The organism is Kitasatospora sp. NPDC088346 (genome assembly GCF_044740765.1).
Taxonomy (GTDB): Bacteria; Actinomycetota; Actinomycetes; order Streptomycetales; family Streptomycetaceae; genus Kitasatospora.
In genome coordinates, this window is the sequence record NZ_JBIURH010000017.1 from 43382 (window position 1) to 65735 (window position 22354).

Consider the following 22354-nt stretch of genomic DNA (forward strand, 5'->3'; position numbering starts at 1 on the left):
ACCCGTCGACAGCCAGGCGGCGGCTCAGGGCGAGGCCGGCGGCCCGTCCTCCTGCGGCTTGGCGGCGAAGTGGTCGACGGCGCTCTTGGCCTTGGCCGTGCTGTGCTCGATCTTCTCGCTGTACTTGTGCTTGGTGGCCCGGTCCACCGCGGTGCCGGTCTTGTCCACCATCTCGTCGATCTTCTCGTTGTGCTTGCCCGCGAGCTCCTCGGCCTTGACCTTGAGCTCCTCGGCCTTGCCCTTGAGGTTGTCCTTCAGACTCATCGGTGGCTCTCCCTGTCCTCGCCGGTGCGGCGGCGGTCCGTGCCGGTGCGGCCGCTCCCGGTCCAAGGCCGTGATCTGCCCGGATGTTCTCGCCCGCAAACCTGACATACCGCTCCATAGCCCCCTGAAACGCCCGGACGGACATTCGGCCGCTCCGGCACTTTGCGAGACTTGGAACCGTGACCAGTACCCACCCCCTCCCGCCCCGCGTCGTCTCGGTGGTCGGCGCGACCGCCGCCGGCAAGTCCGACCTCGCGGTCGCCATCGCCCGCAGCCTCGGCGGCGAGGTGATCAACACCGACTCGATGCAGCTCTACCGGGGGATGGACATCGGCACCGCGAAGCTCACCGTCGAGGAGCGCGGCGGGATCCCGCACCACCTGCTGGACATCTGGGACGTCACCGAGGCCGCCAGCGTCGCCGAGTACCAACGCCTGGTCCGGGCCGAGATCGACCGGCTGCTGGCGGCCGGCCGCAGCCCCGTCCTGGTCGGCGGCTCCGGGCTGTACGTCCGGGCCGCGATCGACGAGATGGACTTCCCCGGCACCGACCCGCAGGTCCGGGCGCGGCTGGAGGCGGAGCTGGAGGAGCAGGGGCCGGGCCTGCTGCACCGCCGGCTGGCCGAGCTCGACCCGCCGGCCGCCGAGGCGATCCTGCCCAGCAACGGGCGCCGGATCGTCCGCGCGTTGGAGGTGATCGAGATCACCGGGCAGCCCTTCACCGCCAACCTCCCCGGCCACACCGCCGTCTACCCGGCCGTGCAGATCGGCGTGCAGGTGCCACGGCCCGAACTGGACGAGCGGATCTCCCTGCGGGTCGACCGGATGTGGCAGGCCGGGCTGCTGGAGGAGGTGCGCGGGCTGGAGGAACTGGGCCTGCGCGAGGGCCGTACCGCGGGCCGGGCGCTCGGCTACCAGCAGGTGCTGGCACACTTCGCCGGAGAGTGCACCGAGGACGAGGCCAGGGCCGAGACCGTCCGGGCGACCAGGCGTTTCGCCCGCCGGCAGGAGTCCTGGTTCCGCCGGGACGACCGGATCCACTGGCTGTCCCGGCCGGCCGGGACCGACCCGGTGGCCCTGCTGGAACGCTCGCTGGAGCTGATCCGGAATCAGCCGCCGGCCTGACCCGGACGGGCGGGGGCGGTTTTCGGCCATCGGCCCGTGCAGCTGCACCGGCAGTCGCGGATCCGGCGCGAACCGGGGGTTACAGCGCGATCACGTCCTGGCCACGGATCACCCGACGACCCCCGGGACGACCTGCGCGCGACTCTGGACATGCCATCATCGGTAGCACTTGGGGTCGGTCGTATGGGGTCGGCCTCACCACCTGCGAGCCCTTCGGCTCGTGTCGAAGCGTCAGGGGGAGGCCGCGTGTCCACGGGTACCGGCCCCGAGACCGAGCAGCTGCCCGGTGATGCCCAGAGCGTCGCCGACACGCTGCCCGAGCTCGTGGCGCCGACCACCTCCTACGCGGTGGCCCTGCCCGTCACGGACGACCTGGCCGGGGTGGTGCACGAGCGTGACATCCGCCCGCGCCGTCGGCTGCGCTGGTGGCAGCTGCTGCCGATCGTGCTGATGGCGACCCTCGGTTCGCTGATGTTCGCCTTCCCCCTCGCCTTCGGCAGCGACAGCGCCTCCGCGATGATCGGCATGCTGGGCCTGCTGCTCACCTCCGCCTCGGTCGGCTGGGGCGCGATGGCCGCCCGCCGGGCCGGGTACAAGTGGCCGGGGGTGCCGCGGCGCGGCAGCGGCCGGCGGGCCGGCTGGCGGGCGATCGTCGTCTACACCCTGATGGCCTGCGCCGCGGTCGCCCTGGCCGTCTGGCGGGTCGTCCAGCTCCGCGGCTGACCGACCACGCCGCGCCCCGCGCCGTCCGCCGCCCACAGGGTGAACCGGCCGCCCGGGCCGGTGGCCGGATCAGTACGATCGTGGGTGTGAGCGACTCCACCGCGGCGGGCCTGCCGTTCCTCAAGGGCCACGGCACCGAGAACGACTTCGTCATCATCCCCGACCCGGACGGGCGGCTGGAGATCGGCCCGGCCCAGGTCGCGCGGCTGTGCGACCGGCGGGCCGGCATCGGCGGCGACGGGATGCTGCGGGTGGTCCGCTCGGCGGCCGACCCGGCGGCGGCGCACCTGGCCGGCGAGGCCGAGTGGTTCATGGACTACCGCAACGCGGACGGCTCGATCGCCGAGATGTGCGGCAACGGCGTCCGGGTGTTCGCGCACTACCTGGTCCAGGCCGGGCTGGCCGAACCGGGCCCGCTCGCGGTCGCCACCCGGGCCGGGGTCCGCCGGGTCACGGTCGCCGTCGCCGGGGCGGACGGCACGCCGGGCGAGGTCACCGTCGACATGGGCCGGGCACTGCTGCCGGGCCCGGACTCCGTCGAGGTCGCGGTCGGCGAGCGCCGCTGGCCCGCCCGGAACGTGAACATGGGCAACCCGCACGCGGTCGCCTTCGTCGACAGCCTGGCCGACGCCGGCCACCTGTACACCGCCCCGCTGACCACCCCGGCCGCCGCCTACCCTGAGGGCGTCAACGTCGAGTTCGTGGTGGACCGCGGCCCGCGCCACGTCGCGATGCGGGTGCACGAGCGCGGCTCCGGCGAGACCAGGTCCTGCGGCACCGGCGCCTGCGCCGTCGCGGTGGCCACCGCCCGCCGGGACGGCGTCGACCCGGCCGTGACCGGCGAGCCGGTCAGCCACACGGTGGACCTGCCGGGCGGCCGGCTGGTGATCGAGGAGTTCCCGGACGGTCGGGTGGAGATGACCGGGCCCGCGGTGATCGTGGCCTCCGGCACCCTCGACCCGGCGTGGCTGGCCGGTCCGAAGGGCTGAGGGCTGAGGGCTGAGGGCCGGGGCCGACAGGACCGACGGCCTGCTTTGCCCCATTGCCTTCCGTGCGAATCCCCCTGATCGGGTGATTCGGCTCACGGACTGGGAGCAGGCCGTCGCGGAACGTGCTGTGCTCGGTAGCATGGACCACCGGGTCGGACCTCGCTCCGGTGATCGCTGCCGGAGGTGCAGATGACCATCGAAGCCGGTCCGCACGAGGCCGTCCCGTACGCCGAACCCAAGCGTCCGCTGCCCCGGCTCAGCCGGGCCGCCTTCGGCCGGGCCGGCCGGGCCGCCCTGCTGGCGACCGGCCGGGGGCCGGTGCCCGACGCCATCGAGCCGATCGTGCAGGCGCACCGGGTCCACCATCCGCAGGCCGACCTGGCCCTGCTCGGCCGCGCCTACCGGCTGGCCGAGACCAGCCACCGCGGCCAGATGCGCAAGAGCGGCGAGCCGTTCATCACCCACCCGCTCGCCGTCACCATGATCCTGGCCCAACTCGGCGCCGGGACGACCACCCTGGTGGCCTCGCTGCTGCACGACACGGTCGAGGACACCGAGGTGACGCTGGCTCAGGTCGGTGCCGACTTCGGCCCCGAGGTGGCCTACCTGGTCGACGGCGTCACCAAGTTGGAGAAGGTCGACTTCGGCGCCGCCGCCGAGGCCGAGACCTTCCGCAAGATGCTGGTGGCCACCGGTGACGACGTCCGGGTGATGGTGATCAAACTCGCCGACCGGCTGCACAACATGCGGACGATCCGCCACATGAAGCCCGCCAGCCGGATCCGGATCGCCAAGGTCACCCGGGACGTGCTGATCCCGCTCGCCGAGCGGCTCGGCATCCAGGTGGTCAAGGCCGAACTGGAGGACATCGTCTTCGCCACCCTCCACCCGGAGGAGTACGCCCGCACCGGCACGCTGCTGGCCGACCACGAGAGCCGGCCGGACGCGCTGCTGGAGCCCTTCGCCCAGGCGCTCGCCCGCCAGCTCGCCGAGACCGGGGTGCAGGCCTCGGTGACCGTCCGCCCCCGGCACCACGTCTCGGCGCACCGGGTGCTCCTCAAGCGCACCTCCGCCGCCGGGGCGGACGGCAGACCGCAGGGACTGCTGCCCGCGGACCTCGGCCGGCTGCTGGTCGTGGTGGAGGAGAACGCCGACTGCTACGCCGTCCTCGGCGAGCTGCACACCTGCTGGACGCCGCTGCCCGGCGAGTTCAAGGACTTCATCGCCGCCCCCCGCTTCAACCTCTACCAGTCCCTGCACACCGCCGTCTCGCTGCCCGGCGGCGAGGTGGTCGAGGTGCTGGTGCGCACCCGGCAGATGCACCGGGTGGCCGAGTTCGGCGTGGTCGCGCTGGGCGACCCGCACCAGAACGAGGCGCCGCAGCCGGCCGGGCCGGCCGCCGAGGAGTCCGAGCTGGACCGCACCGACCCGGCCCGCCCCGGCTGGCTCAGCCGGCTGCTCGACTGGCAGCAGGAGACCCCGGACCCGGACGCCTTCTGGTCCGCGCTGACCGCCGACCTCTCGGACGACCGGGAGATCACCGCCGTCACCGAGTCCGGCGAGACGCTCCAGCTGCCCGCCGGGGCCAGCTGCGTGGACGCCGCGTACCTGCTCGGCGAGGACACCGGCCACCGATGTATCGGCGCCCGGGTCAACGGACGGCTCACCGCCCTGTCCACCCCGCTCCGGGACGGCGACGTGCTGGCCGTGCTCACCGAGGCGGGCGACGCCTCCGGCCCGGCCGCCGAGTGGCTGGAGCACACCAGGACCCCGGCCGCCCGGCTGGCCATCGAACGCTGGCTGGCCGGCCACCCGGCGGGCAGCCCGGCCGCCGGCGGCCCCTCGGCGCGGACCGGACGCTCGCCCGGAAACCCCGCGCCGCTCGCCCCGCCCCCGTCCGGCCGGCGCAGCTCACCGGTGGCGGTGGCCGGCCGCCCGGGCGCGTCCGTCCGGCTGGCCCGCTGCTGCACCCCGGTGCCGCCCGACCGGGTGACCGGCTTCGCCATCCGCGGCGGCGCGGTCGCCGTGCACCGGACCGACTGCCCGGCCGGGGAGCAGATGCGCGCCGCCGGCCGCACCGGCCTCGACCTGGCCTGGATCCCCGATGCGGAACCCGCCTCCGGCTACCGGGTCACCCTGCACGCCGAGGCGCTGAACCACCCCCGGCTGCTCGCCGACCTGACCGCGGTGATCTCCGCGGAGGGTGTGGACATCGTCTCGGCCGAGGTCGGCCCGCCGCAGGAGCTGCGGGTCCGGCACAGCTACACCGTCGAGCTGCCGACCGCCGGGGCACTGCCCGCCGTGATGCGGGCGATGCTCCGGGTGTCCGGCGTGTACGACGTGTACCGGCCGGGCGGGGGTAATCCGGATGACCCGGGTCGGACCGGCGTGCGACCATCATGGGGAATTCACGGCCGGTCCGCGGCGTTGACGCAAGGCAGCAGTAGTGCCGACGCGGCCCGCGGTCCGCAGGGGTAGCCCGTCTCGTCCACGGTGGTTTTCCGGACGGTCAGGGGGCAGACTCCTCGTGCATCCGCCGATCCGGGCGGCGCACCGGCCTCCGATCCAGCAAAAGGATGAGATGACCTCCACGTTCGACAGCCGCACCCAGACCGGCGACTCCGGCCGCCGGCTCACCGACATCAAGGCCGACGCCCTGATGGACGAGGACCTCGCGGCGATCGACGAGGACCTCGGCACCTACGACGGTGACCAGTACGACCGCTCCGAGCGCGCGGCCCTGCGCCGTGTCGTGGGCCTGTCCACCGAACTCCAGGACGTCACCGAGGTCGAGTACCGCCAGCTCCGCCTGGAGCGCGTGGTGCTCGTCGGCGTCTGGACGGGTGGCACGGTCGAGGAGGCGGAGAACTCCCTCGCGGAGCTCGCCGCCCTGGCCGAGACCGCCGGCTCCGAGGTGCTCGACGGCGTGATCCAGCGCCGCGACAAGCCCGACCCCGCGACCTACATCGGCTCCGGCAAGGCCCGCGAGCTGGCCGACATCGTGGCCGCCACCGGCGCCGACACCGTCGTCTGCGACGGTGAGCTGACCCCCGGGCAGCTGATCCAGCTGGAGGACGTGGTCAAGGTCAAGGTGGTCGACCGGACCGCCCTGATCCTGGACATCTTCGCCCAGCACGCCAAGTCCCGGGAGGGCAAGGCGCAGGTCTCGCTGGCGCAGATGCAGTACATGCTGCCGCGCCTGCGCGGCTGGGGTCAGTCGCTCTCCCGCCAGATGGGCGGCGGCGGCTCCGGCTCCTCGGGCGGCGGCATGGCCACCCGTGGTCCCGGTGAGACCAAGATCGAGACCGACCGGCGCCGGATCCGCGAGAAGATGGCGAAGCTCCGCAGGGAGATCGCCGACATGAAGAAGGGCCGCGACACCAAGCGCCAGGAGCGCCGTCGCAACCACGTGCCCTCCGTCGCGATCGCGGGCTACACCAACGCCGGCAAGTCCTCCCTGCTCAACCGGCTCACCGGCGCGGGCGTCCTGGTGGAGAACGCGCTGTTCGCCACCCTGGACCCGACCGTCCGACGGGCCCAGACCCCGAGCGGCCGGATCTACACGCTGGCCGACACCGTCGGGTTCGTCCGGCACCTTCCGCACCACCTGGTCGAGGCATTCCGCTCGACCATGGAGGAGGTCGCCGAGGCCGACCTGATCCTGCACGTGGTCGACGGCTCGCACCCCGAGCCGGAGACGCAGCTGGCCGCCGTCCGCGAGGTGGTCGTCTCGGTCGACGCACAGAACGTGCCCGAGATCGTGGTGATCAACAAGGCCGACGCAGCCGACCCGCTGGTGCTCCAGCGGCTGCTGCGCCGCGAGCCGCACGCCATCGTGGTGTCGGCCCGCACCGGCCAGGGCATGGACGAGCTGCTGAAGCTGATCGACGACGAGCTCCCGCGGCCCGCCGTCGAGGTGCTGGCCCTGGTCCCCTACACCCGGGGCGACCTGGTCTCCCGGGTGCACGCCGAGGGCGAGCTGATCTCCACCGAGCACACCGGCGACGGCACCCTGCTGCGCGCCAAGGTCGCGGCCGAGCTGGCCGCCGAGCTGGAGCGGTTCGCCGTGGTCGGCCAGGTCTGACCACCGGCCCACCGCGCCGCGGGCCCGGCCTCCTCCCGGAGGCCGGGCCCGCGGCGTTCACCCGGGGTGCCGGGCGGGCACCCCCGCGGTGTCAGTGCTTCTTCCGGCTGAAGTAGTCGAAGCCCTTCAGCGCGTCCGCCCCCAGGGTCGGGCCGGCCAGGAAGGTGCCCGCGTCGTTGCCGACCGAGGTGTTGCTGATCAGCACCGGCTTGCCGCCGCGCTGCGCGAACCAGCCGCCGCCGCTGGAGCCGCCGGTCATGGTGCAGCCCATCGCGTTCATCGGCGGGCGCTCGGCGTCGTAGACGTACGGGGTGAGCCTGGCCCTGGTGTCGCAGTGTTCGAGCTCCAGGCCGTCGAACGGGGTGTCGGCCGGGTAGCCGTACGCGGAGGCCGCGGTGATCTGGTCGGCCGGGGCGTTGAACCAGATCGGGATCGAGCCGCCGACGGTCTCCTCCAGCGAGCGGCCGCTGCCGTCCTCGTTGTGCACGTGGATGACCGCGAAGTCGAACTGGCTGGCCGGGCCGCCCCGGTCGCTGCCCTCCTGGTACCAGTGCGGGTCGATGTAGCCGTCGTCCATGGTCCAGGCGCCGTAGGGGGCGAGCTGCTCGACGGTGGCCGGCCTGCCGCCGCTCGCCGCACCGGCCCGGTTGTACGACGGCACGAAGCCGATCCGCTTGAACCAGTCGCCGCCCTGTCCCTGGTGGACGCAGTGCGCCGCCGTCCAGACCAGGTTGCTGCGGCCGGGGTTGACGGGGTCCGAGACCACCGTGCCGGAGCACTCCGCGTCGGAGGTCGGGCTGACGCTCAGGAAGATCTTGCCGACCACCGCGGTGGCGGAGTTGTACGGGTGCTTCTCGGCGACGGCGGCGACGGCCGACGGCAGCTGGACCTCGGACCGGCTGGGGGACTTGGCGCTGGTGATGTTGGCGTCCTTGGGCTTGAGGCCCTTGGCCGCCTCCATCTTGACCTGGTTCCAGTAGCCCTTCAGCAGCTCCGGCTTGAAGCCGTGCGCGGCGGCCCAGTTGGCCAGGTCGTCCGCGCTCCAGTTCTTCAGGTCCTTCAACGCGTCCGGCAGCTTGATCCCGTTCTTGCCGGCGGCGGTGGCCGCCGCCGCGGGGACCGGCGGGGGAGCGGCCCGGGGGCCGGTGTCGTCGGCGCAGCCGGCCGCCGCCAGGGCGAGCAGGGTGACGAGGGCGGCGGCGCCGGAACGGCGGAGTATGGATGACATGTGATGGCTCCCCGGTGGTCGCACGGTCGGATGGTCAGGGTCACTTCTTGGACAGGTACTCCAGCGCCTGCCGGGCCACGCCCTCCAGGTACGGGCCGTTCAGCGAGGTGTGGTCGAGGTTGCCGATGGAGGTGTTGCTCACCAGGGCCTGCCGGCCGTCGGGCATGGTGGCGAACCAGCCGCCGCCGCTGGCGCCCGCGGTCATGGTGCAGCCGATGGTCAGCATCGCCGGACGCTTCGGGTCGAACGAGAGCTGCCCGGGCCGGCCCGCGTCGCAGCGGTCCAACTCCTGCCCGTCGAAGGGGCGGACGGCCGGGTACCCCCAGGCCGAGACGGTCAGCTCGTCCCGCGGGGCGTCGAACCAGACCGGGACGGCGGTGCCGACGGTCTCCTCCAGCGACCGCTCGGTGCTCGCGGGGTCGTGCACCCGCAGCACCGCGAAGTCGTACTGGTTGGCCGCGTTGCCGGAGTGCCCGCCCTCGGCGGTCCACTGCGGCGAGGTGATGACCTTGTCCGCCCACCACTGGCCCAGCGGGGCCACCTCCGGCAGCGTCGCCCGTCGCCCGCCGCCGGCTGCTCCCGAACTGTTGTAGGCGGGAACGAAGATGATGTTCTTGAACCAATCGCCGCCTCGGCCCTCGTGCACGCAGTGCGCCGCCGTCCAGACCAGGTTGCTCCGGCCGGGGTGCTCCGGGTCGGCGACCACCGTCGCGGAGCACTGGCCGGTGCCGCCGTTCGGCGCGGTCATGAAGACCTTGCCGGACGCGGCGTACCGGGTGTACGGCCTCGGGACGGGCACCGCCTGGACCACGGCGGGCCCGGCGCCGGGCGACGCGCCACCGGCGGCGGAGGGCGCCGGTGGGGCCGTCGCGGGCTCGGTGGGCGCCGTGGTCGCCGGTTCGGGCGCGGCGCCGGCCGAGGGCGGGACGGCCGCGGGCTCGGGCTGCTTCGGCGCGGCGTCGCCCATCGTCTCCGGGCTCCACACACCGCCGGTCTCGGGGTTGTGGAAGACGTGCTTGGAGGCCCAGTTGTCCCAGTCCTCGAAGTGCCAGCTCCTCAGCTCGTCCCAGCTCCTCGGCAGCCCGGACGCCCGGTCGGCGCCGCCGCCGGCCGGGCCGCAGGCCGGCACGGCGAGCAGGACGGCGACGGCCGTCGCGGCCGCCACTGCGGTACGGCGAACCGTCGTCATGGACCACACCCCCCGGTGTCTCGGAAGAACGTCCTCGCCGCAGTCTGCCATCCGGACGGGCCGTTCCGGGTTGCGGTGTCCGGCTGTTGACGAGTGGTCACCGCTCCGTGACGGGAGATCCCCGTCGGAGTGACAGGGCTCACTCCCAGGGGTGAGTGATCCGTCGTCATTCACCGGAACGGGTGGATTGATCTTGTGCTCACCGGGTTGGGATAGGTAGCCCTTACCGGACAGTCCGGCCCCCAACCGGACGGTCCAGCCCCCAAGGAGCAGCCTTGAGCACCGCCCTCACCGGAGCCGCGCCGGCCCCACCCGCACCGACGGCGGTCCCGGCCGCCCGGGCCGGGGCGGACCCCCTGCTCCATCCGGACCCCGGCACGGCCGCCGAACAGGCCGCCAACGAGAGCCTGCTGCGCTGCTGGGCCAGAGAGAACGGCGCCCTCCCCGACGCCACCGGGTGGCTGCGGATCGCCGTCCTCGGCGGCGCCGCGGAGCTGGCCGCCCCCGTCCGCCACTGGTCCGCGTGCGGCTGGCACCGGTTCGGCCGGACCACCGTGACCGCGGGCGGCGGGGCGCCCGGCCCGGTGGACCCGGTCACCGTCGCCGCACTGCTCGCCGGCGCCGCAGCCGAACACCCCGACCCCGGCCGGAGCACCGACCTCGCCGCCCGGGTCGCCGACTCGGTCGGCCGCACCGCCGAGATCCTGGCCCACCGCCGGGCCGCCCCGGCCACCGCCGCGACACCCTTCCTGCGCGCCGAGCAGGCCCTGCTGCTCGGCCACCCGCTGCACCCCACCCCGAAGAGCCGCGACGGTCTCGGCCCCGCCCAGAGCGCCGCCTACTCGCCCGAACTCGGCGGCAGCTTCCCGCTGCACTGGTACGCCGTGGACCGCGACCTGCTCGCCGCCGACTCCGCCACCGGACGGCCCGCCGAGGAGATCACCGCCCACCTGCTCGGCCGCCCCGACCTGCTGCCGCCCGGCACCGCCGCCCTGCCGCTGCACCCCTGGCAGGCCCGGGAACTGCTGCTGCGCCCCGCCGTCACCGCCCTGTTCGACCAGGGACTCCTGCACGACCTCGGGCCGCACGGCACCCCGTGGCACCCCACCTCCTCCGTCCGCACCGTCTGCCGCCCGGACACCCCGTGGATGCTGAAACTCTCGCTCGGCCTGCGGATCACCAACTCCCGCCGGGAGAACCTCCGCAAGGAACTGCACCGAGGCCTGGAGGTGCACCGGCTGCTGGAGGCCGGGCTGGCCGCCGAGTGGCGGGCCGCCCACCCGGGCTTCGACATCGTCCGGGACCCGGCCTGGATCGGCGTCGACCACCCGCTGCTCGGCGACCCGCACGGCCTGGACACCGTGCTGCGCCGCCAGCCCTTCGGGCCCGCCGACCGGGCGCTGTGCGTGGCCGGCCTGATCGCCGAACAGCCGCTGGAGCGGATGCGCTCCCAGCTCTCCGACGTCCTCGGGGAGATCGCCGGCCGCAGCGGCCGGCCGACGCCGACCGTGGCCACCGAATGGTTTCTGCGCTACCTGCACGCCGTGGTGCTGCCGGTCCTCTGGCTGGACGGACGGGCCGGCATCGCCCTGGAGGCCCACCAGCAGAACAGCCTGGTCGTCCTGGACGAGGCCGGCTGGCCCGTCGGCGGGCGCTACCGCGACAACCAGGGCTACTACTACCGCGCCTCGCACGCGGACCGGCTGGCCGCCCGGCTGCCCGGGATCGGGGCGCACAGCGACACCTTCGTGCCCGACCACGTCGCCGACGAGCGCTTCGCCTACTACCTCGGCATCAACCACGTCCTGGGGCTGATCGGCGGCCTCGGGGCGCAGGGCCTGGCCGACGAAACCGTCCTGCTCGCCGCCCTGCGCTCGTTCCTGGCCGGCCCCGAGGCCGCCGCCACCGGCTCCGCGCTCCCCGCCCACCTGCTGGACGCGCCGACCCTGCGCTGCAAGGCGAACCTGCTCACCAGGCTGCACGGCCTGGACGAACTGGTCGGCCCGGTGGAGACCCAGTCGGTGTACGTGACGATCCGTAACCCCGTGGCGCCGTGACGGTCCCCGAGCCGCCCGCGGTGGGCCTGCCCGACGGCGCGGTCCCGCCGGGCGGCGCGGACCTGCTGGACGGTGTCGCCGGCTGGGGCCCGATGGCCACCGCCGCGGGCGAGTTCCTCCTCCGGACGGTCCGTCTGGACACCGACCTGCCGCTGGTCACCGGCTGGATGAACGATCCGGCGGTGGACGCCTTCTGGCAGCTCGCCGGGCCGTCCACCGGCACCGCCCGGCACCTGCGGACCCAACTCGGCGGCGACGGCCGCAGCGTGCCCTGCCTGGGGCTGCTGGACGGCGTCCCGATGAGCTACTGGGAGCTCTACCGGGCCGACCTCGACCCGCTCGCCCTGCACTACCCGGCCCGCCCCGACGACACCGGCGTCCACCTGCTGATCGGCCCCGCCGACACCCGCGGGCGCGGCCTCGGCGCCCTGCTGCTGGCCGCGCTCGCGGACCGGATCCTGGAGCGCCGCCCGCGCTGCGAACGGGTGCTGGCCGAGCCCGACCTGCGCAACACCGCGTCCGTCCGGGCGTTCCGGAGGGCCGGGTTCCACCTGGCCGCCGAGCTCGACCTCCCCGGGAAACGCGCCGCCCTGATGGTGCGGCCCCGGCCCCGCACCCGCCGGTCCCGCTGACTGCCACCGGCCCGCGCGCCGGCCCTCACCGGCCCAGCCCTGCCGCGGGCCGCCCCCGACCTCCCGCACCACCTCCCCGAACAGGATGGGCATGGACCTCCCGCAGCGCGAGCCGTACGACCTCCTGGGCGTCGGCATCGGCCCGTTCAACCTGTCCCTCGCCGCGCTCGCCGACCGTGCCGACGGCCTGCGGACGCTGTTCTGCGACGCGAAGCGGGAGTTCCGCTGGCACCCCGGCATGCTGGTCGACGGCGCCAGGATGCAGGTCCCGTTCCTCGCCGACCTGGTCTCCCTGGTCGACCCGACCAACCCGTGGTCCTTCCTCAACTACCTGCGCGAGCAGGAGCGGCTGTTCCCGTTCTACTTCGCCGAGCGCTTCCAGCTGCCCCGCCGCGAGTACGACCACTACTGCCGCTGGGCCGCCGAACGGCTGCCCAACTGCCGCTTCGGCACCGCGATCACCGAACTGCACTGGGAACCCCGGGAGGAGCTCTACCGGGCCGAGACCGGCGCCGTTCCGCTGCGCGCGCGGGCGGTGGTGCTGGGGGTCGGCACCGGCCCGGCCCGGCCCGAGGCGTTCGCCGCCCTGGCCGGGCACTCGCGGGTCTGGCACTCCGCCGAGTACCTGGACCGCCGGCCGGCCCTGGCCGGCTCCCGGGACATCACCGTGGTCGGCTCCGGCCAGTCCGGCGCCGAGATCTTCCTCGACCTGCTGCGCACCCGGGCCGGCGACGGCACCCGGCTGCGCTGGCTGACCCGCAGCCGTGCGCTGGCCCCGATGGAGTACTCCAAGCTCGGCCTGGAGCAGTTCACCCCCGACTACACCCGCTACTTCCACGGACTGCCCGGGCCCGTCCGGGACCGCCTGATCCCGGCCCAGTGGCAGCTCCACAAGGCGGCCAGCGCCGAGACCCTGGCCGAGATCCACGACCACCTCTACGAGCGCACCGTGGGCCGCCCGCTGGCCGCCGAACCGGTCGAGATCCTCCCCGGCACCGCCGTCACCGAGGCCCGGACCGGGCCGTGCGGAGGTCTCGAACTGCAGTGCCGGCACGTGGACTCGGGGCTCCGGCACGCCGTGCGCACCGAGGCCGTGGTGCTGGCCACCGGCTACCGGGCCGTCCGTCCCGCCCTGCTGGACCCGATCGCCCACCTGATCGACTGGGACGAGCAGGGCCGCTACCGCGTCGATCCGCAGCACCGGGTGGCCACCGGCCCCGCGCTCACCGGCGGTCTGTACGTCCAGAACGCCGAACTGCACACGCACGGGGTGGGCGCCCCGGACCTGGGGCTGGGCGCCCACCGTGCGGCCGTCATCCTCAACGCGGTGGCCGGCCGCGCCGTTCACCGGCTGCCCGCGCGCACCGCCTGGACCACCTTCGCGCCGCCTGCCACGGCGCTGCCGCCCACCGTCGCGCCCGCGCCGCCGTCCACGGCCGCACCGGTGCCCGCCACGGTGCTGCTGCCCCCGCGTGCGACGCCGGAGCAGAGCGCGTACGGCGCTTTCGAGCCCCGGGATCCGATCGGCCACCCGGATTGTCACTCCCGCCCCGTAGGGTTGGGAACGCCATGACGAACGACTCCGAATCCCTCCCCCGGCTGGGCGACGAAGCACCGGCCGACGAAGCGCCGGCGGACGACGCGACCGCGGCCGCGCCGGCGGCCGACGAAGGGCCGGGCGACGCGCCCCCGGCCCCCGTCCCCGCGTCCCGGCTCCCGGAACTGCTGCACGCCGCGGTCACCTCGGTCGGCGGGGTCGAGCGCCCCGGCCAGGTCCGGATGGCCGAGGCGGTCTCGTCCGCGGTCGACGCCGGCGAGCACCTGCTGGTGCAGGCCGGCACCGGCACCGGAAAGTCCCTCGCCTACCTCGTGCCCGCGCTCGCCCACGGCGACCGCGTGGTCGTGGCCACCGCCACCCTCGCACTCCAACGCCAGCTGGTGGAGCGCGACTTGCCCCGCACGGTGGAGGCGCTCCACCCGGTGCTGCGCCGCCGTCCGCTGTTCGCGATGCTCAAGGGCCGGTCGAACTACCTCTGCCTGCACCGCGCGCACGAGGGCACCCCGGCGGACGAGGGGGAGGGCCTGTTCGACCCGGTCGAGGCCCTCGGCGGTCCGACCGGCAAGCTCGGCCAGGACGTCCTGCGGCTGCGCGAGTGGGCGGGCGAGACCGACACGGGGGACCGGGACGACCTCACGCCCGGCGTCTCCGACAAGGCCTGGGCCCAGCTCTCGGTCACCTCCAAGGAGTGCCTGGGCGCCACCCGCTGCCCCTACGGCGGGGAGTGCTTCGCCGAGGCCGCCCGCGAGCGGGCCAAGCTCGCCGACGTGGTGGTCACCAACCACGCGATGCTGGCGATCGACGCGATCGAGGGCGCCCCGGTGCTGCCCGAGCACGGGCTGCTGATCATCGACGAGGCGCACGAGCTGGTGAACCGGGTGACCGGCGCGGCCACCGCCGAGATGTCGGTGCACGCCGTCAACCGGGCCGTCCGCCGGGCCGCCAAGCTGGCCAACGAGAAGGCGGTGGACGCCCTCCAGGCCGCCGCCGAGAACTTCCACGGCCTGATGGAGACCGCCCAGCCCGGCCGGGTCGAGGAGCTGCCCGAGTACCTGGCCTACGCGGTGGCCGCCGTCCGGGACGCCTGCCGGCAGGTGATCACCTCGCTCGGCGAGACCCGCGACCGCGCGCTCACCGACGAGGACGCGGTGCGCAAGCAGGCGATGGCCTCCGCCGAGACCCTGCACGAGACGGCCGACCGGCTGCTCCAGGACTCCGAGTACGACGTGGTGTGGATCGAGCGGTCCGACCGCTTCGGTCTGGGCGCGGCCTCGCTGCGGGTCGCGCCGCTGAGCGTCTCCGGGCTGCTGCGCGAGAACCTCTACAAGGAGCGCTCGGTCGTCCTGACCTCGGCCACCCTCAAGCTGGGCGGCGACTTCAACGGTGTGGCCGGCTCGCTCGGCCTGCCCGTCGAGGGCCGGCTGCCGGACGAGCGCTCGGCGGCCGAGCCGGAGCCGGCACAGGGCGACGAGGCGCCGCCGTACTGGCGCGGGATCGACGTCGGCTCCCCGTTCAGCTATCCCAAGCAGGGCATCCTCTACGTCGCCAAGCACCTCCCGCCGCCCGGCCGGGAGCCCGACCGGCCGCAGATGCTGGACGAGCTCACCGAGCTGATCGGCGCGGCCGGCGGCCGCACCCTCGGCCTGTTCTCGTCCATGCGGGCGGCCCAGACGGCGGCCGAGGCGCTCCGCGAGCGGCTCGACAACCGGATCCTGCTGCAGGGCGAGGACACCCTCGGCGAGCTGATCCGGGAGTTCGCCTCGGACGCGACCACCTGCCTGTTCGGCACCCTCTCGCTCTGGCAGGGCGTGGACGTGCCGGGTTCGGCCTGCCAGCTGGTGGTGATGGACCGGATCCCGTTCCCACGTCCGGACGATCCGCTGATGAGCGCCCGGCAGAAGGCCGTCGAGGAGCACGGCGGCAACGGGTTCATGGCGGTCGCGGCGACCCACGCCGCGCTGCTGATGGCCCAGGGCGCCGGCCGGCTGGTCCGGGCGGCGGACGACAAGGGCATCGTCGCGGTGCTCGACCCGCGGCTGGCCACGGCCAGGTACGGCGGCTTCTTCCGCTCCTCGATGCCGGACTTCTGGTACACCACCGACCGCAACCAGGTGCGCCGCTCACTGGCCGCGATCGACGCCGCGGCCGCGCCGGTCCGTCCGGTGGTGAAGCGGGCCGTCCCGTAGCCGACCACGGGTCGGGGGCTCCGGCCGCATCGCCCGGAGCCCCCGTCGACCGCCCGCCGGCCCGGTCAGAGCCGGCGGAGCACCGCCACGACCTTGCCGAGGATGGTCGCGTTGTCACCCGGGATGGGCTCGTACGCGGGGTTGTGCGGCATCAGCCAGATCTTGCCGTCCTCGCGCTTCAGGCGCTTGACGGTGGCCTCGCCGTCGATCATCGCGGCCACGATGTCGCCGTTCTCGGCGACCGGCTGGCGGCGGACGGTGACCCAGTCGCCGTCACAGATGGCGGCCTCGATCATCGAGTCGCCGCGGACGGTGAGGGCGAACAGCTCACCCTCGCCGACCAGTTGACGGGGGAGCGGGAAGACGTCCTCGACGGTCTGCTCGGCCAGGATCGGACCGCCGGCCGCGATCCGGCCGACCAGCGGCACGTAGGAGGTGGACGGACGGCCCGCGGTCTCCGCGGTGTTGGGCCGGGCGACCTCGACGCCGCGGACCTCGTAGGCACGCGGACGGTGCGGGTCGCGCCGCAGGAAGCCCTTGCGCTCCAGGGCCATCAGCTGGTGCGCCACCGAGGAGGTGCTGGACAGGCCGACGGCCTGGCCGATCTCGCGCATGCTCGGCGGGTACCCGCGGCGCTGCACGGAGTCCCGGATCACCTCGATGACCCGTCGCTGGCGCTCGGTCAGCCCGGCCTCGTCGGTGCGGATGCCGGGCGGGCGGCCGGGCATGGCACGGGGCGGGGTCGGGTGGACGAGCGCCACGTCCTGCACCGAGGCGTGCTCGATCGGCTGGCTCTGGCTCATGCTGTGGTCCATCGTCTGGTCCGTGGTGCGCGCCGAGCGCTCCTGCACCGGAATGGCGGTCCTTGCTTCAACGGTGTTCATCGCGGCCCTCATTCGACAGGCTTACTCCCTTGTGCAGCTCAACTGGTGCACCTATCGAAAGGTTGCGCCAAACACACGTTCGAGTGAATTATCAAGGAGTTAGCTGACTGGATCAAGGCTTTGGGTGTACATCGATTAAATGTTCGACCCGAACAGTCTATTCCGCTCTGCGCGAGGATCTCGAACCGTCCCGGCGCGTCGCCCCCCGACTCCCAGATCTTGTGGCTAGTCTCCTCGCTCGTACCTACAGGTTGTGGTCCGGTAGAGTGGCGGAGTCCGATGTCTTGCCGCCAGGGAGGAAGTCCTCAGGTGCACTGCCCCTTCTGCCGGCACCCGGACAGTCGCGTCGTGGACAGCCGCGCGAGCGATGACGGAAGTTCGATCCGCCGACGCCGCCAGTGCCCCGACTGCAGCCGCCGTTTCACCACGGTGGAGACGGCCACGTTGATGGTGATCAAACGCAGCGGAGTGACCGAGCCGTTCTCCCGGGAGAAGGTGATCTCGGGTGTCCGAAAGGCCTGCCAGGGTCGTCCGGTGACCGAGGACGCGCTCGCCCAGCTCGGCCAGCGGGTCGAGGAGTGCGTCCGGGCCAGCGGCAGCGCCGAGCTGTCCACCCACGACGTCGGGCTCGCCATACTGGGCCCGCTCAAGGAGCTGGACGTCGTCGCGTACCTGCGGTTCGCGAGCGTGTACAAGGCCTTCGACGGCCTGGAGGACTTCGAGGCCGCGATCGCGGAGCTCCGCGTCGAGCGGCCCGTCACCGCGGAGGACTGCGCACCCGTGCCGGCCGCCGCGGCCCCCTAGCGGGTCAGGCACCACCCTGCGGCCCTCCGGGGCCCCCGCGCGCCCACATTCCGCGCACAAATCAGAACGAAACGTGCACATCGGCCGGACGATCGGCCGCCGCACGCCAGGAGAAGCGAACCAGCGGTGCCCGGAAGGATCGGGGCACCTCGGGCGTTTGCCCAGGAGGAGGACCAGAAGTGACAGACACGACGAGCGGTTCCGCGCGCGGGTCGAAGTCCGACAAGACCGCCAAGGGCGCCGGCAAGGCTCCCAAGGGCGGCCTGCGGATGGAACGCATCTACACCACCCCTGGCGTCCACCCCTACGACCAGGTCAGCTGGGAGCGGCGCGACGTCGTCATGACCAACTGGCGGGACGGCTCGATCAACTTCGAGCAGCGCGGCGTCGAGTTCCCCGACTCCTGGTCGGTCAACGCGGTGAACATCGTCACGTCCAAGTACTTCCGCGGTGCGGTCGGCAGCCCGCAGCGCGAGTGGAGCCTCAAGCAGATCATCGACCGGGTGGTGCTGACCTACCGCGCCGCCGGCGAGAAGAACGGTTACTTCGCCTCCGCGGACGACGCCGAGATCTTCGAGCACGAGCTGACCCACGCCCTCCTCCACCAGGTCTTCAGCTTCAACTCGCCGGTCTGGTTCAACGTCGGCACCAAGCAGCCCCAGCAGGTCAGCGCCTGCTTCATCCTGGCCGTCGACGACTCCATGGAGTCGATCCTCGACTGGTACAAGGAAGAGGGCATGATCTTCAAGGGCGGCTCCGGCGCCGGCCTGAACCTCTCCCGGATCCGTTCCTCCAAGGAACTGCTCTCCTCCGGCGGCAACGCCTCCGGCCCGGTCTCCTTCATGCGCGGCGCCGACGCCTCCGCCGGCACCATCAAGTCCGGCGGCGCCACCCGGCGCGCGGCCAAGATGGTCGTGCTGGACGTCGACCACCCCGACGTCGAGGCCTTCATCGAGACCAAGGTGAAGGAGGAGGAGAAGATCCGCGCGCTGCGCGACGCGGGCTTCGACATGGACCTCGGCGGGGACGACATCACCTCCGTCCAGTACCAGAACGCCAACAACTCGGTCCGCGTCTCCGACGAGTTCATGACCGCGGTCGAGAACGGCACCGAGTTCGGCCTGCGCGCCCGGATGACCGGCGAGGTCATCGAGACCGTCGACGCCAAGAAGCTCTTCCGCAAGATGGCCGAGGCCGCCTGGGCCTGCGCCGACCCGGGCATCCAGTACGACTCGACCATCAACCACTGGCACACCTGCCCGGAGTCCGGCCGCATCAACGCGTCCAACCCCTGCTCCGAGTACATGCACCTGGACAACTCCAGCTGCAACCTCGCCTCGCTCAACCTGATGAAGTTCCTCCGCGACGACGACAGCTTCGACGCCGGGCGCTTCGCCAAGGTCGTCGAGCTGGTCATCACCGCGATGGACATCTCCATCTGCTTCGCCGACTTCCCCACCGAGAAGATCGGCGAGACCACCCGGGCCTACCGCCAGCTCGGCATCGGCTACGCCAACCTCGGCGCCCTGCTCATGGCCACCGGCCACGCGTACGACTCCGAGGGCGGCCGCGCGCTCGCCGGCGCCATCACCTCCCTGATGACCGGCACCGCCTACCGCCGCGGCGCCGAGCTGGCCGGCGTGGTCGGCCCGTACGACGGCTACGCCCGCAACGCCGCCCCGCACCAGCAGGTCATGCGGCAGCACGCCGACGCCAACGCGGCCGCCGTCGCGGTCGACGAGCTGGACGCCCCGGTGTGGGCCGCCGCCACCGAGACCTGGGACGACGTCCTGCGGCTCGGCGCGCGCAACGGCTTCCGCAACGCCCAGGCCTCGGTGCTCGCACCGACCGGCACCATCGGCCTGATGATGGACTGCGACACCACCGGCGTCGAGCCCGACCTCGCGCTGGTGAAGTTCAAGAAGCTGGTCGGCGGCGGCTCGATGCAGATCGTCAACGGCACGGTGCCGCGGGCGCTCGGACGGCTCGGCTACCCGCAGGAGCAGATCGAGGCGGTCGTCGCCCACATCGCCGAGCACGGCAACGTGGTGGACGCGCCCGGACTGCGGCCCGAGCACTACGAGGTGTTCGACTGCGCGATGGGCGAACGGGTCATCTCCGCGATGGGCCACGTCCGGATGATGGCGGCGATCCAGCCGTGGATCTCCGGCGCCATCTCCAAGACGGTCAACATGCCCGAGGTCGCCACCGTCGAGGAGATCGAGGAGATCTACTTCGAGGCGTGGAAGCTCGGCGTCAAGGCGCTCGCCATCTACCGCGACAACTGCAAGGTCGGCCAGCCGCTCTCGGCGAAGACCAGCACCCCGGCCGCGGCGGCCACCGAGACCGCCGCCGAGGTCGCGAAGGTCGTGGAGAAGGTGGTCGAGTACCGCCCGGTGCGCCGCCGCCTGCCCAAGGGTCGCCCGGGCATCACGACCTCCTTCACGGTCGGCGGCGCCGAAGGCTACATGACCGCCAACTCCTACCCGGACGACGGCCTCGGCGAGGTCTTCCTGAAGATGTCCAAGCAGGGCTCGACCCTCGCGGGCATGATGGACGCCTTCTCCATCGCCGTCTCGGTGGGCCTGCAGTACGGCGTGCCGCTGGAGACCTACATCTCCAAGTTCACCAACATGCGCTTCGAGCCGGCCGGTCTGACCGACGACCCGGACGTGCGGATGGCGCAGTCGATCGTCGACTACATCTTCCGCCGCCTGGCGCTGGACTTCCTGCCCTTCGAGACCCGCTCCGCGCTCGGCATCCACTCCGTGGAGGAGCGCCAGCGCCACCTGGACACCGGCTCGTACGAGCCCGTCGAGGAGGACCTGGACGTCGAGGGACTGGCCCAGTCCGCACCCCTCGCGGCGGCCGAGCCCAAGCCCGCCGTCGAGCGGCCCAAGGCGGTCGCCCCGGCGCCGGCCAGGGCCCACAACTCCACCGAACTGGCGGAGATCCAGCTGGGCCTGAGCGCCGACGCGCCGCTCTGCTTCAGCTGCGGCACCAAGATGCGCCGCGCCGGCAGCTGCTACCTCTGCGAGGGCTGCGGCTCCACCAGCGGCTGCAGCTGATTCCCGGGCAAGCCAGCGGGTGAAGCCCGCTGGTGAGGGCGGTGGAGCCGAGTTCCGGCTCCACCGCCCTCGGCCTCGGTCACGTCGGCCAGTGGTGTCCGAGGCAACCGGATGCCTACGGAAGTGGCTTGTGCGGCGGACGCCGTGATGGCAGGCTCATCGGCATGATCAAGAGAATCGAGTCCTCCGTCCGCCGATGAGCGGGACGACCGGGCCAGGACTGCCCGGGTCACCGACGACACTGTTCGACCACGCGCTCCGGCTACATCGGCTGGCACCGGGGGAGCCGCTGCCCCGAGACGGGGAACCGTATCCCGACGACGGGTCGCACCGTGGGCGACAAGGCCCGAAAGCGCCTTCGGACCGGCGCTCGGTCGGCAAGGACGCGGCGCTCGTCCTGAAGGCGCATCTCGCGCGGGCCTCCGCCCTTCCCAGCGAACTGGCCGACGCCTTCCACGACGTCTACATCCCGATTCACCACAACGAGCACATCGCCGCCGCAGCTGAGCAGGCGGACCGGGACCGCGTTCGCCGAACGGGCCGCTGGCTGGTCCGACACGGGACCGACCGATGCTCGGTCACCGTCGGGCTTGCCCTGCTCGCTCCGCTGGGAACAGCCGAAGACATCCCACTGATCCAGACGATCGGGTTGCTGTCCGACCGCTTCGGTCCACTGGCGGCGCGCGCTCTCGAGAGCCGGCCGGGAGGGGTCGAGGCCCTGCTCTGGCTTGCCGAGCGAGTCACCGGCTGGGGACGCGTCTACGTCGTCGAAGCCCTCTGCAGACTCGACAGCCCGGCCGCCCGACCGTGGCTGCTTCGCAGAGCCTGCGACGGCGACTTCCTCAACGGCTACTTCGCCGGCAAGGTCGCCACGGTCGCCAGACTCCATGAGGCGCTCGCCGACCTGGGCACCGACAGCGAGATGGTCGACCACACCGGTCTGCTGCTCCAGCTGATGAGCGACTGCGCGGGGATGGGACTGACCCTCGCCCACTACCCTCACTCGGCAGCGGTCCTCGAAGCGCACGCTCGTCATGTGGGTTCGCTCAGCCCGACCATCGGGCGCTATCACGGCGTCGCGTGGCTCACCCATTTCCTCACCACGAGGTCTCCCGAGACCGCGGGATGCACGGTGGAGCAGCAGGAAGCGCTTCGGGCGACGTACCTCTCGGTGCTCGACCGGGAGGAGTGGACCCGGATCGCCCGATCCGCTCTTGCGGCGGGCGACGAGCGGATGCGGTGGCTCGTCGACCACCGGGCGCCCCAGTTGAAGCTACGCGCATTCCCCGATCGTGGGCCCGATGCCGAGGAATGGCGCACGCCAGGAATAGGTGATCTCCGCCAGTAGACCCGCGGGTGAAGGAGGGAGGGGCACCGGCCACGGGTCGGTGCCCCTCCCTCCTTCCTGCGCGCCCCTCACCTGGCAGCGATCGCGCCGGAGCGGCTCCCGGACCGGGCCGGAGGGGCGCGTTGCGGTGTCGAGCCGGGGCAGTGGCCGCTGGACTGCACCGGCTCACACGCCGGAGTGCGGGAGCAGGCACGCGCGTGCCGGGTGCGCCGGGTG

General features: G+C 73.0%; 16 protein-coding genes. 12 read left to right on the top strand and 4 right to left on the bottom strand.

Translation table 11 applies throughout. The features are described from left to right. Nucleotides 1–24 precede the first annotated feature (24 nt). A complete protein-coding gene (locus ACIOFR_RS22235) occupies nt 25–264 on the bottom strand; it encodes an antitoxin (protein ID WP_400999864.1) in 240 nt (79 codons plus the stop codon). 179 nt (nt 265–443) lie between these two features. On the opposite strand from ACIOFR_RS22235, the gene miaA reads away from it, so the two are divergent. The 5 genes from miaA (at nt 444) to hflX (ending at nt 7184) form a co-directional block, all read left to right on the top strand. Then, nucleotides 444–1388 (top strand): tRNA (adenosine(37)-N6)-dimethylallyltransferase MiaA, encoded by a 945-nt coding sequence (gene miaA / locus ACIOFR_RS22240; RefSeq protein ID WP_400999865.1) that lies wholly within the window; start codon nt 444–446, stop codon nt 1386–1388. Between the two features lie 246 nt (nt 1389–1634). After that, complete coding sequence (locus ACIOFR_RS22245) at nt 1635–2111, top strand: hypothetical protein (protein ID WP_400999866.1); 477 nt, start codon at nt 1635–1637, stop codon at nt 2109–2111. Between the two features lie 77 nt (nt 2112–2188). Beyond that, nucleotides 2189–3100, top strand: a complete 912-nt coding sequence (dapF, locus tag ACIOFR_RS22250) for a diaminopimelate epimerase (RefSeq protein WP_401000006.1) — start codon at nt 2189–2191, stop codon at nt 3098–3100. 189 nt (nt 3101–3289) lie between these two features. Next, nucleotides 3290–5578: a RelA/SpoT family protein gene (locus ACIOFR_RS22255; protein ID WP_400999867.1), complete on the top strand. Its 2289-nt coding sequence runs from the start codon at nt 3290–3292 to the stop codon at nt 5576–5578. A gap of 103 nt (nt 5579–5681) precedes the next feature. Further along, nucleotides 5682–7184, top strand: a complete 1503-nt coding sequence (hflX, locus tag ACIOFR_RS22260) for a GTPase HflX (protein ID WP_400999868.1) — start codon at nt 5682–5684, stop codon at nt 7182–7184. 91 nt (nt 7185–7275) lie between these two features. Here hflX and ACIOFR_RS22265 read toward each other — a convergent pair whose 3' ends face one another. Then, a complete protein-coding gene (locus ACIOFR_RS22265) occupies nt 7276–8412 on the bottom strand; it encodes a trypsin-like serine peptidase (protein WP_400999870.1) in 1137 nt (378 codons plus the stop codon). Between the two features lie 40 nt (nt 8413–8452). Next, on the bottom strand, nt 8453–9601 hold the full coding sequence (locus ACIOFR_RS22270) for a trypsin-like serine peptidase (protein WP_400999872.1): 1149 nt from the start codon (nt 9599–9601) through the stop codon (nt 8453–8455). Between the two features lie 275 nt (nt 9602–9876). Between ACIOFR_RS22270 and ACIOFR_RS22275 the strand changes: the two genes are divergently transcribed. The 4 genes from ACIOFR_RS22275 to ACIOFR_RS22290 all read left to right on the top strand — a co-directional run bounded on the left by ACIOFR_RS22275 (nt 9877) and on the right by ACIOFR_RS22290 (nt 16034). Further along, a complete protein-coding gene (locus ACIOFR_RS22275) occupies nt 9877–11658 on the top strand; it encodes an IucA/IucC family protein (RefSeq protein WP_400999874.1) in 1782 nt (593 codons plus the stop codon). Continuing rightward, on the top strand, nt 11655–12290 hold the full coding sequence (locus ACIOFR_RS22280; RefSeq protein ID WP_400999876.1) for a GNAT family N-acetyltransferase: 636 nt from the start codon (nt 11655–11657) through the stop codon (nt 12288–12290). The genes ACIOFR_RS22275 and ACIOFR_RS22280 overlap by 4 nt, the downstream gene beginning before the upstream one ends. An 85-nt stretch (nt 12291–12375) precedes the next feature. Beyond that, the gene (locus ACIOFR_RS22285; protein WP_400999878.1) at nt 12376–13863 is read left to right on the top strand and encodes a lysine N(6)-hydroxylase/L-ornithine N(5)-oxygenase family protein; all 1488 of its coding nucleotides are present in this window, start codon (nt 12376–12378) and stop codon (nt 13861–13863) included. Then, complete coding sequence (locus ACIOFR_RS22290; RefSeq protein WP_400999880.1) at nt 13860–16034, top strand: ATP-dependent DNA helicase; 2175 nt, start codon at nt 13860–13862, stop codon at nt 16032–16034. The genes ACIOFR_RS22285 and ACIOFR_RS22290 overlap by 4 nt, the downstream gene beginning before the upstream one ends. 65 nt (nt 16035–16099) lie before the next feature. Here ACIOFR_RS22290 and lexA read toward each other — a convergent pair whose 3' ends face one another. Beyond that, nucleotides 16100–16762: a transcriptional repressor LexA gene (gene lexA / locus ACIOFR_RS22295; RefSeq protein WP_233288955.1), complete on the bottom strand. Its 663-nt coding sequence runs from the start codon at nt 16760–16762 to the stop codon at nt 16100–16102. A gap of 465 nt (nt 16763–17227) precedes the next feature. Between lexA and nrdR the strand changes: the two genes are divergently transcribed. The 3 genes from nrdR to ACIOFR_RS22310 all read left to right on the top strand — a co-directional run bounded on the left by nrdR (nt 17228) and on the right by ACIOFR_RS22310 (nt 22138). After that, nucleotides 17228–17722 (top strand): transcriptional regulator NrdR, encoded by a 495-nt coding sequence (gene nrdR, locus ACIOFR_RS22300; RefSeq protein WP_400999882.1) that lies wholly within the window; start codon nt 17228–17230, stop codon nt 17720–17722. 179 nt (nt 17723–17901) lie between these two features. After that, nucleotides 17902–20790, top strand: a complete 2889-nt coding sequence (locus ACIOFR_RS22305) for a vitamin B12-dependent ribonucleotide reductase (protein ID WP_400999884.1) — start codon at nt 17902–17904, stop codon at nt 20788–20790. Between the two features lie 196 nt (nt 20791–20986). Further along, nucleotides 20987–22138 carry a hypothetical protein gene (locus ACIOFR_RS22310; protein WP_400999886.1) on the top strand — a complete coding sequence of 384 codons (1152 nt, stop codon included), beginning with the start codon at nt 20987–20989 and terminating at the stop codon, nt 22136–22138. Nucleotides 22139–22354: the final 216 nt, after the last annotated feature.

What these genes read in the sequence shown, in the direction of transcription:
- ACIOFR_RS22290 (WP_400999880.1), top strand. Translation starts at nt 13,860, where the DNA reads ATGACGAACGACTCCGAATCCCTCCCCCGGCTGGGCGACGAAGCACCG.
- ACIOFR_RS22310 (WP_400999886.1), top strand. Translation starts at nt 20,987, where the DNA reads ATGAGCGGGACGACCGGGCCAGGACTGCCCGGGTCACCGACGACACTG.
- hflX (WP_400999868.1), top strand. Translation starts at nt 5,682, where the DNA reads ATGACCTCCACGTTCGACAGCCGCACCCAGACCGGCGACTCCGGCCGC.
- lexA (WP_233288955.1), bottom strand. Translation starts at nt 16,762, where the DNA reads ATGCCCGGCCGCCCGCCCGGCATCCGCACCGACGAGGCCGGGCTGACC.
- ACIOFR_RS22270 (WP_400999872.1), bottom strand. Translation starts at nt 9,601, where the DNA reads ATGACGACGGTTCGCCGTACCGCAGTGGCGGCCGCGACGGCCGTCGCC.
- ACIOFR_RS22285 (WP_400999878.1), top strand. Translation starts at nt 12,376, where the DNA reads ATGGGCATGGACCTCCCGCAGCGCGAGCCGTACGACCTCCTGGGCGTC.
- ACIOFR_RS22255 (WP_400999867.1), top strand. Translation starts at nt 3,290, where the DNA reads ATGACCATCGAAGCCGGTCCGCACGAGGCCGTCCCGTACGCCGAACCC.
- ACIOFR_RS22235 (WP_400999864.1), bottom strand. Translation starts at nt 264, where the DNA reads ATGAGTCTGAAGGACAACCTCAAGGGCAAGGCCGAGGAGCTCAAGGTC.
- ACIOFR_RS22265 (WP_400999870.1), bottom strand. Translation starts at nt 8,412, where the DNA reads ATGTCATCCATACTCCGCCGTTCCGGCGCCGCCGCCCTCGTCACCCTG.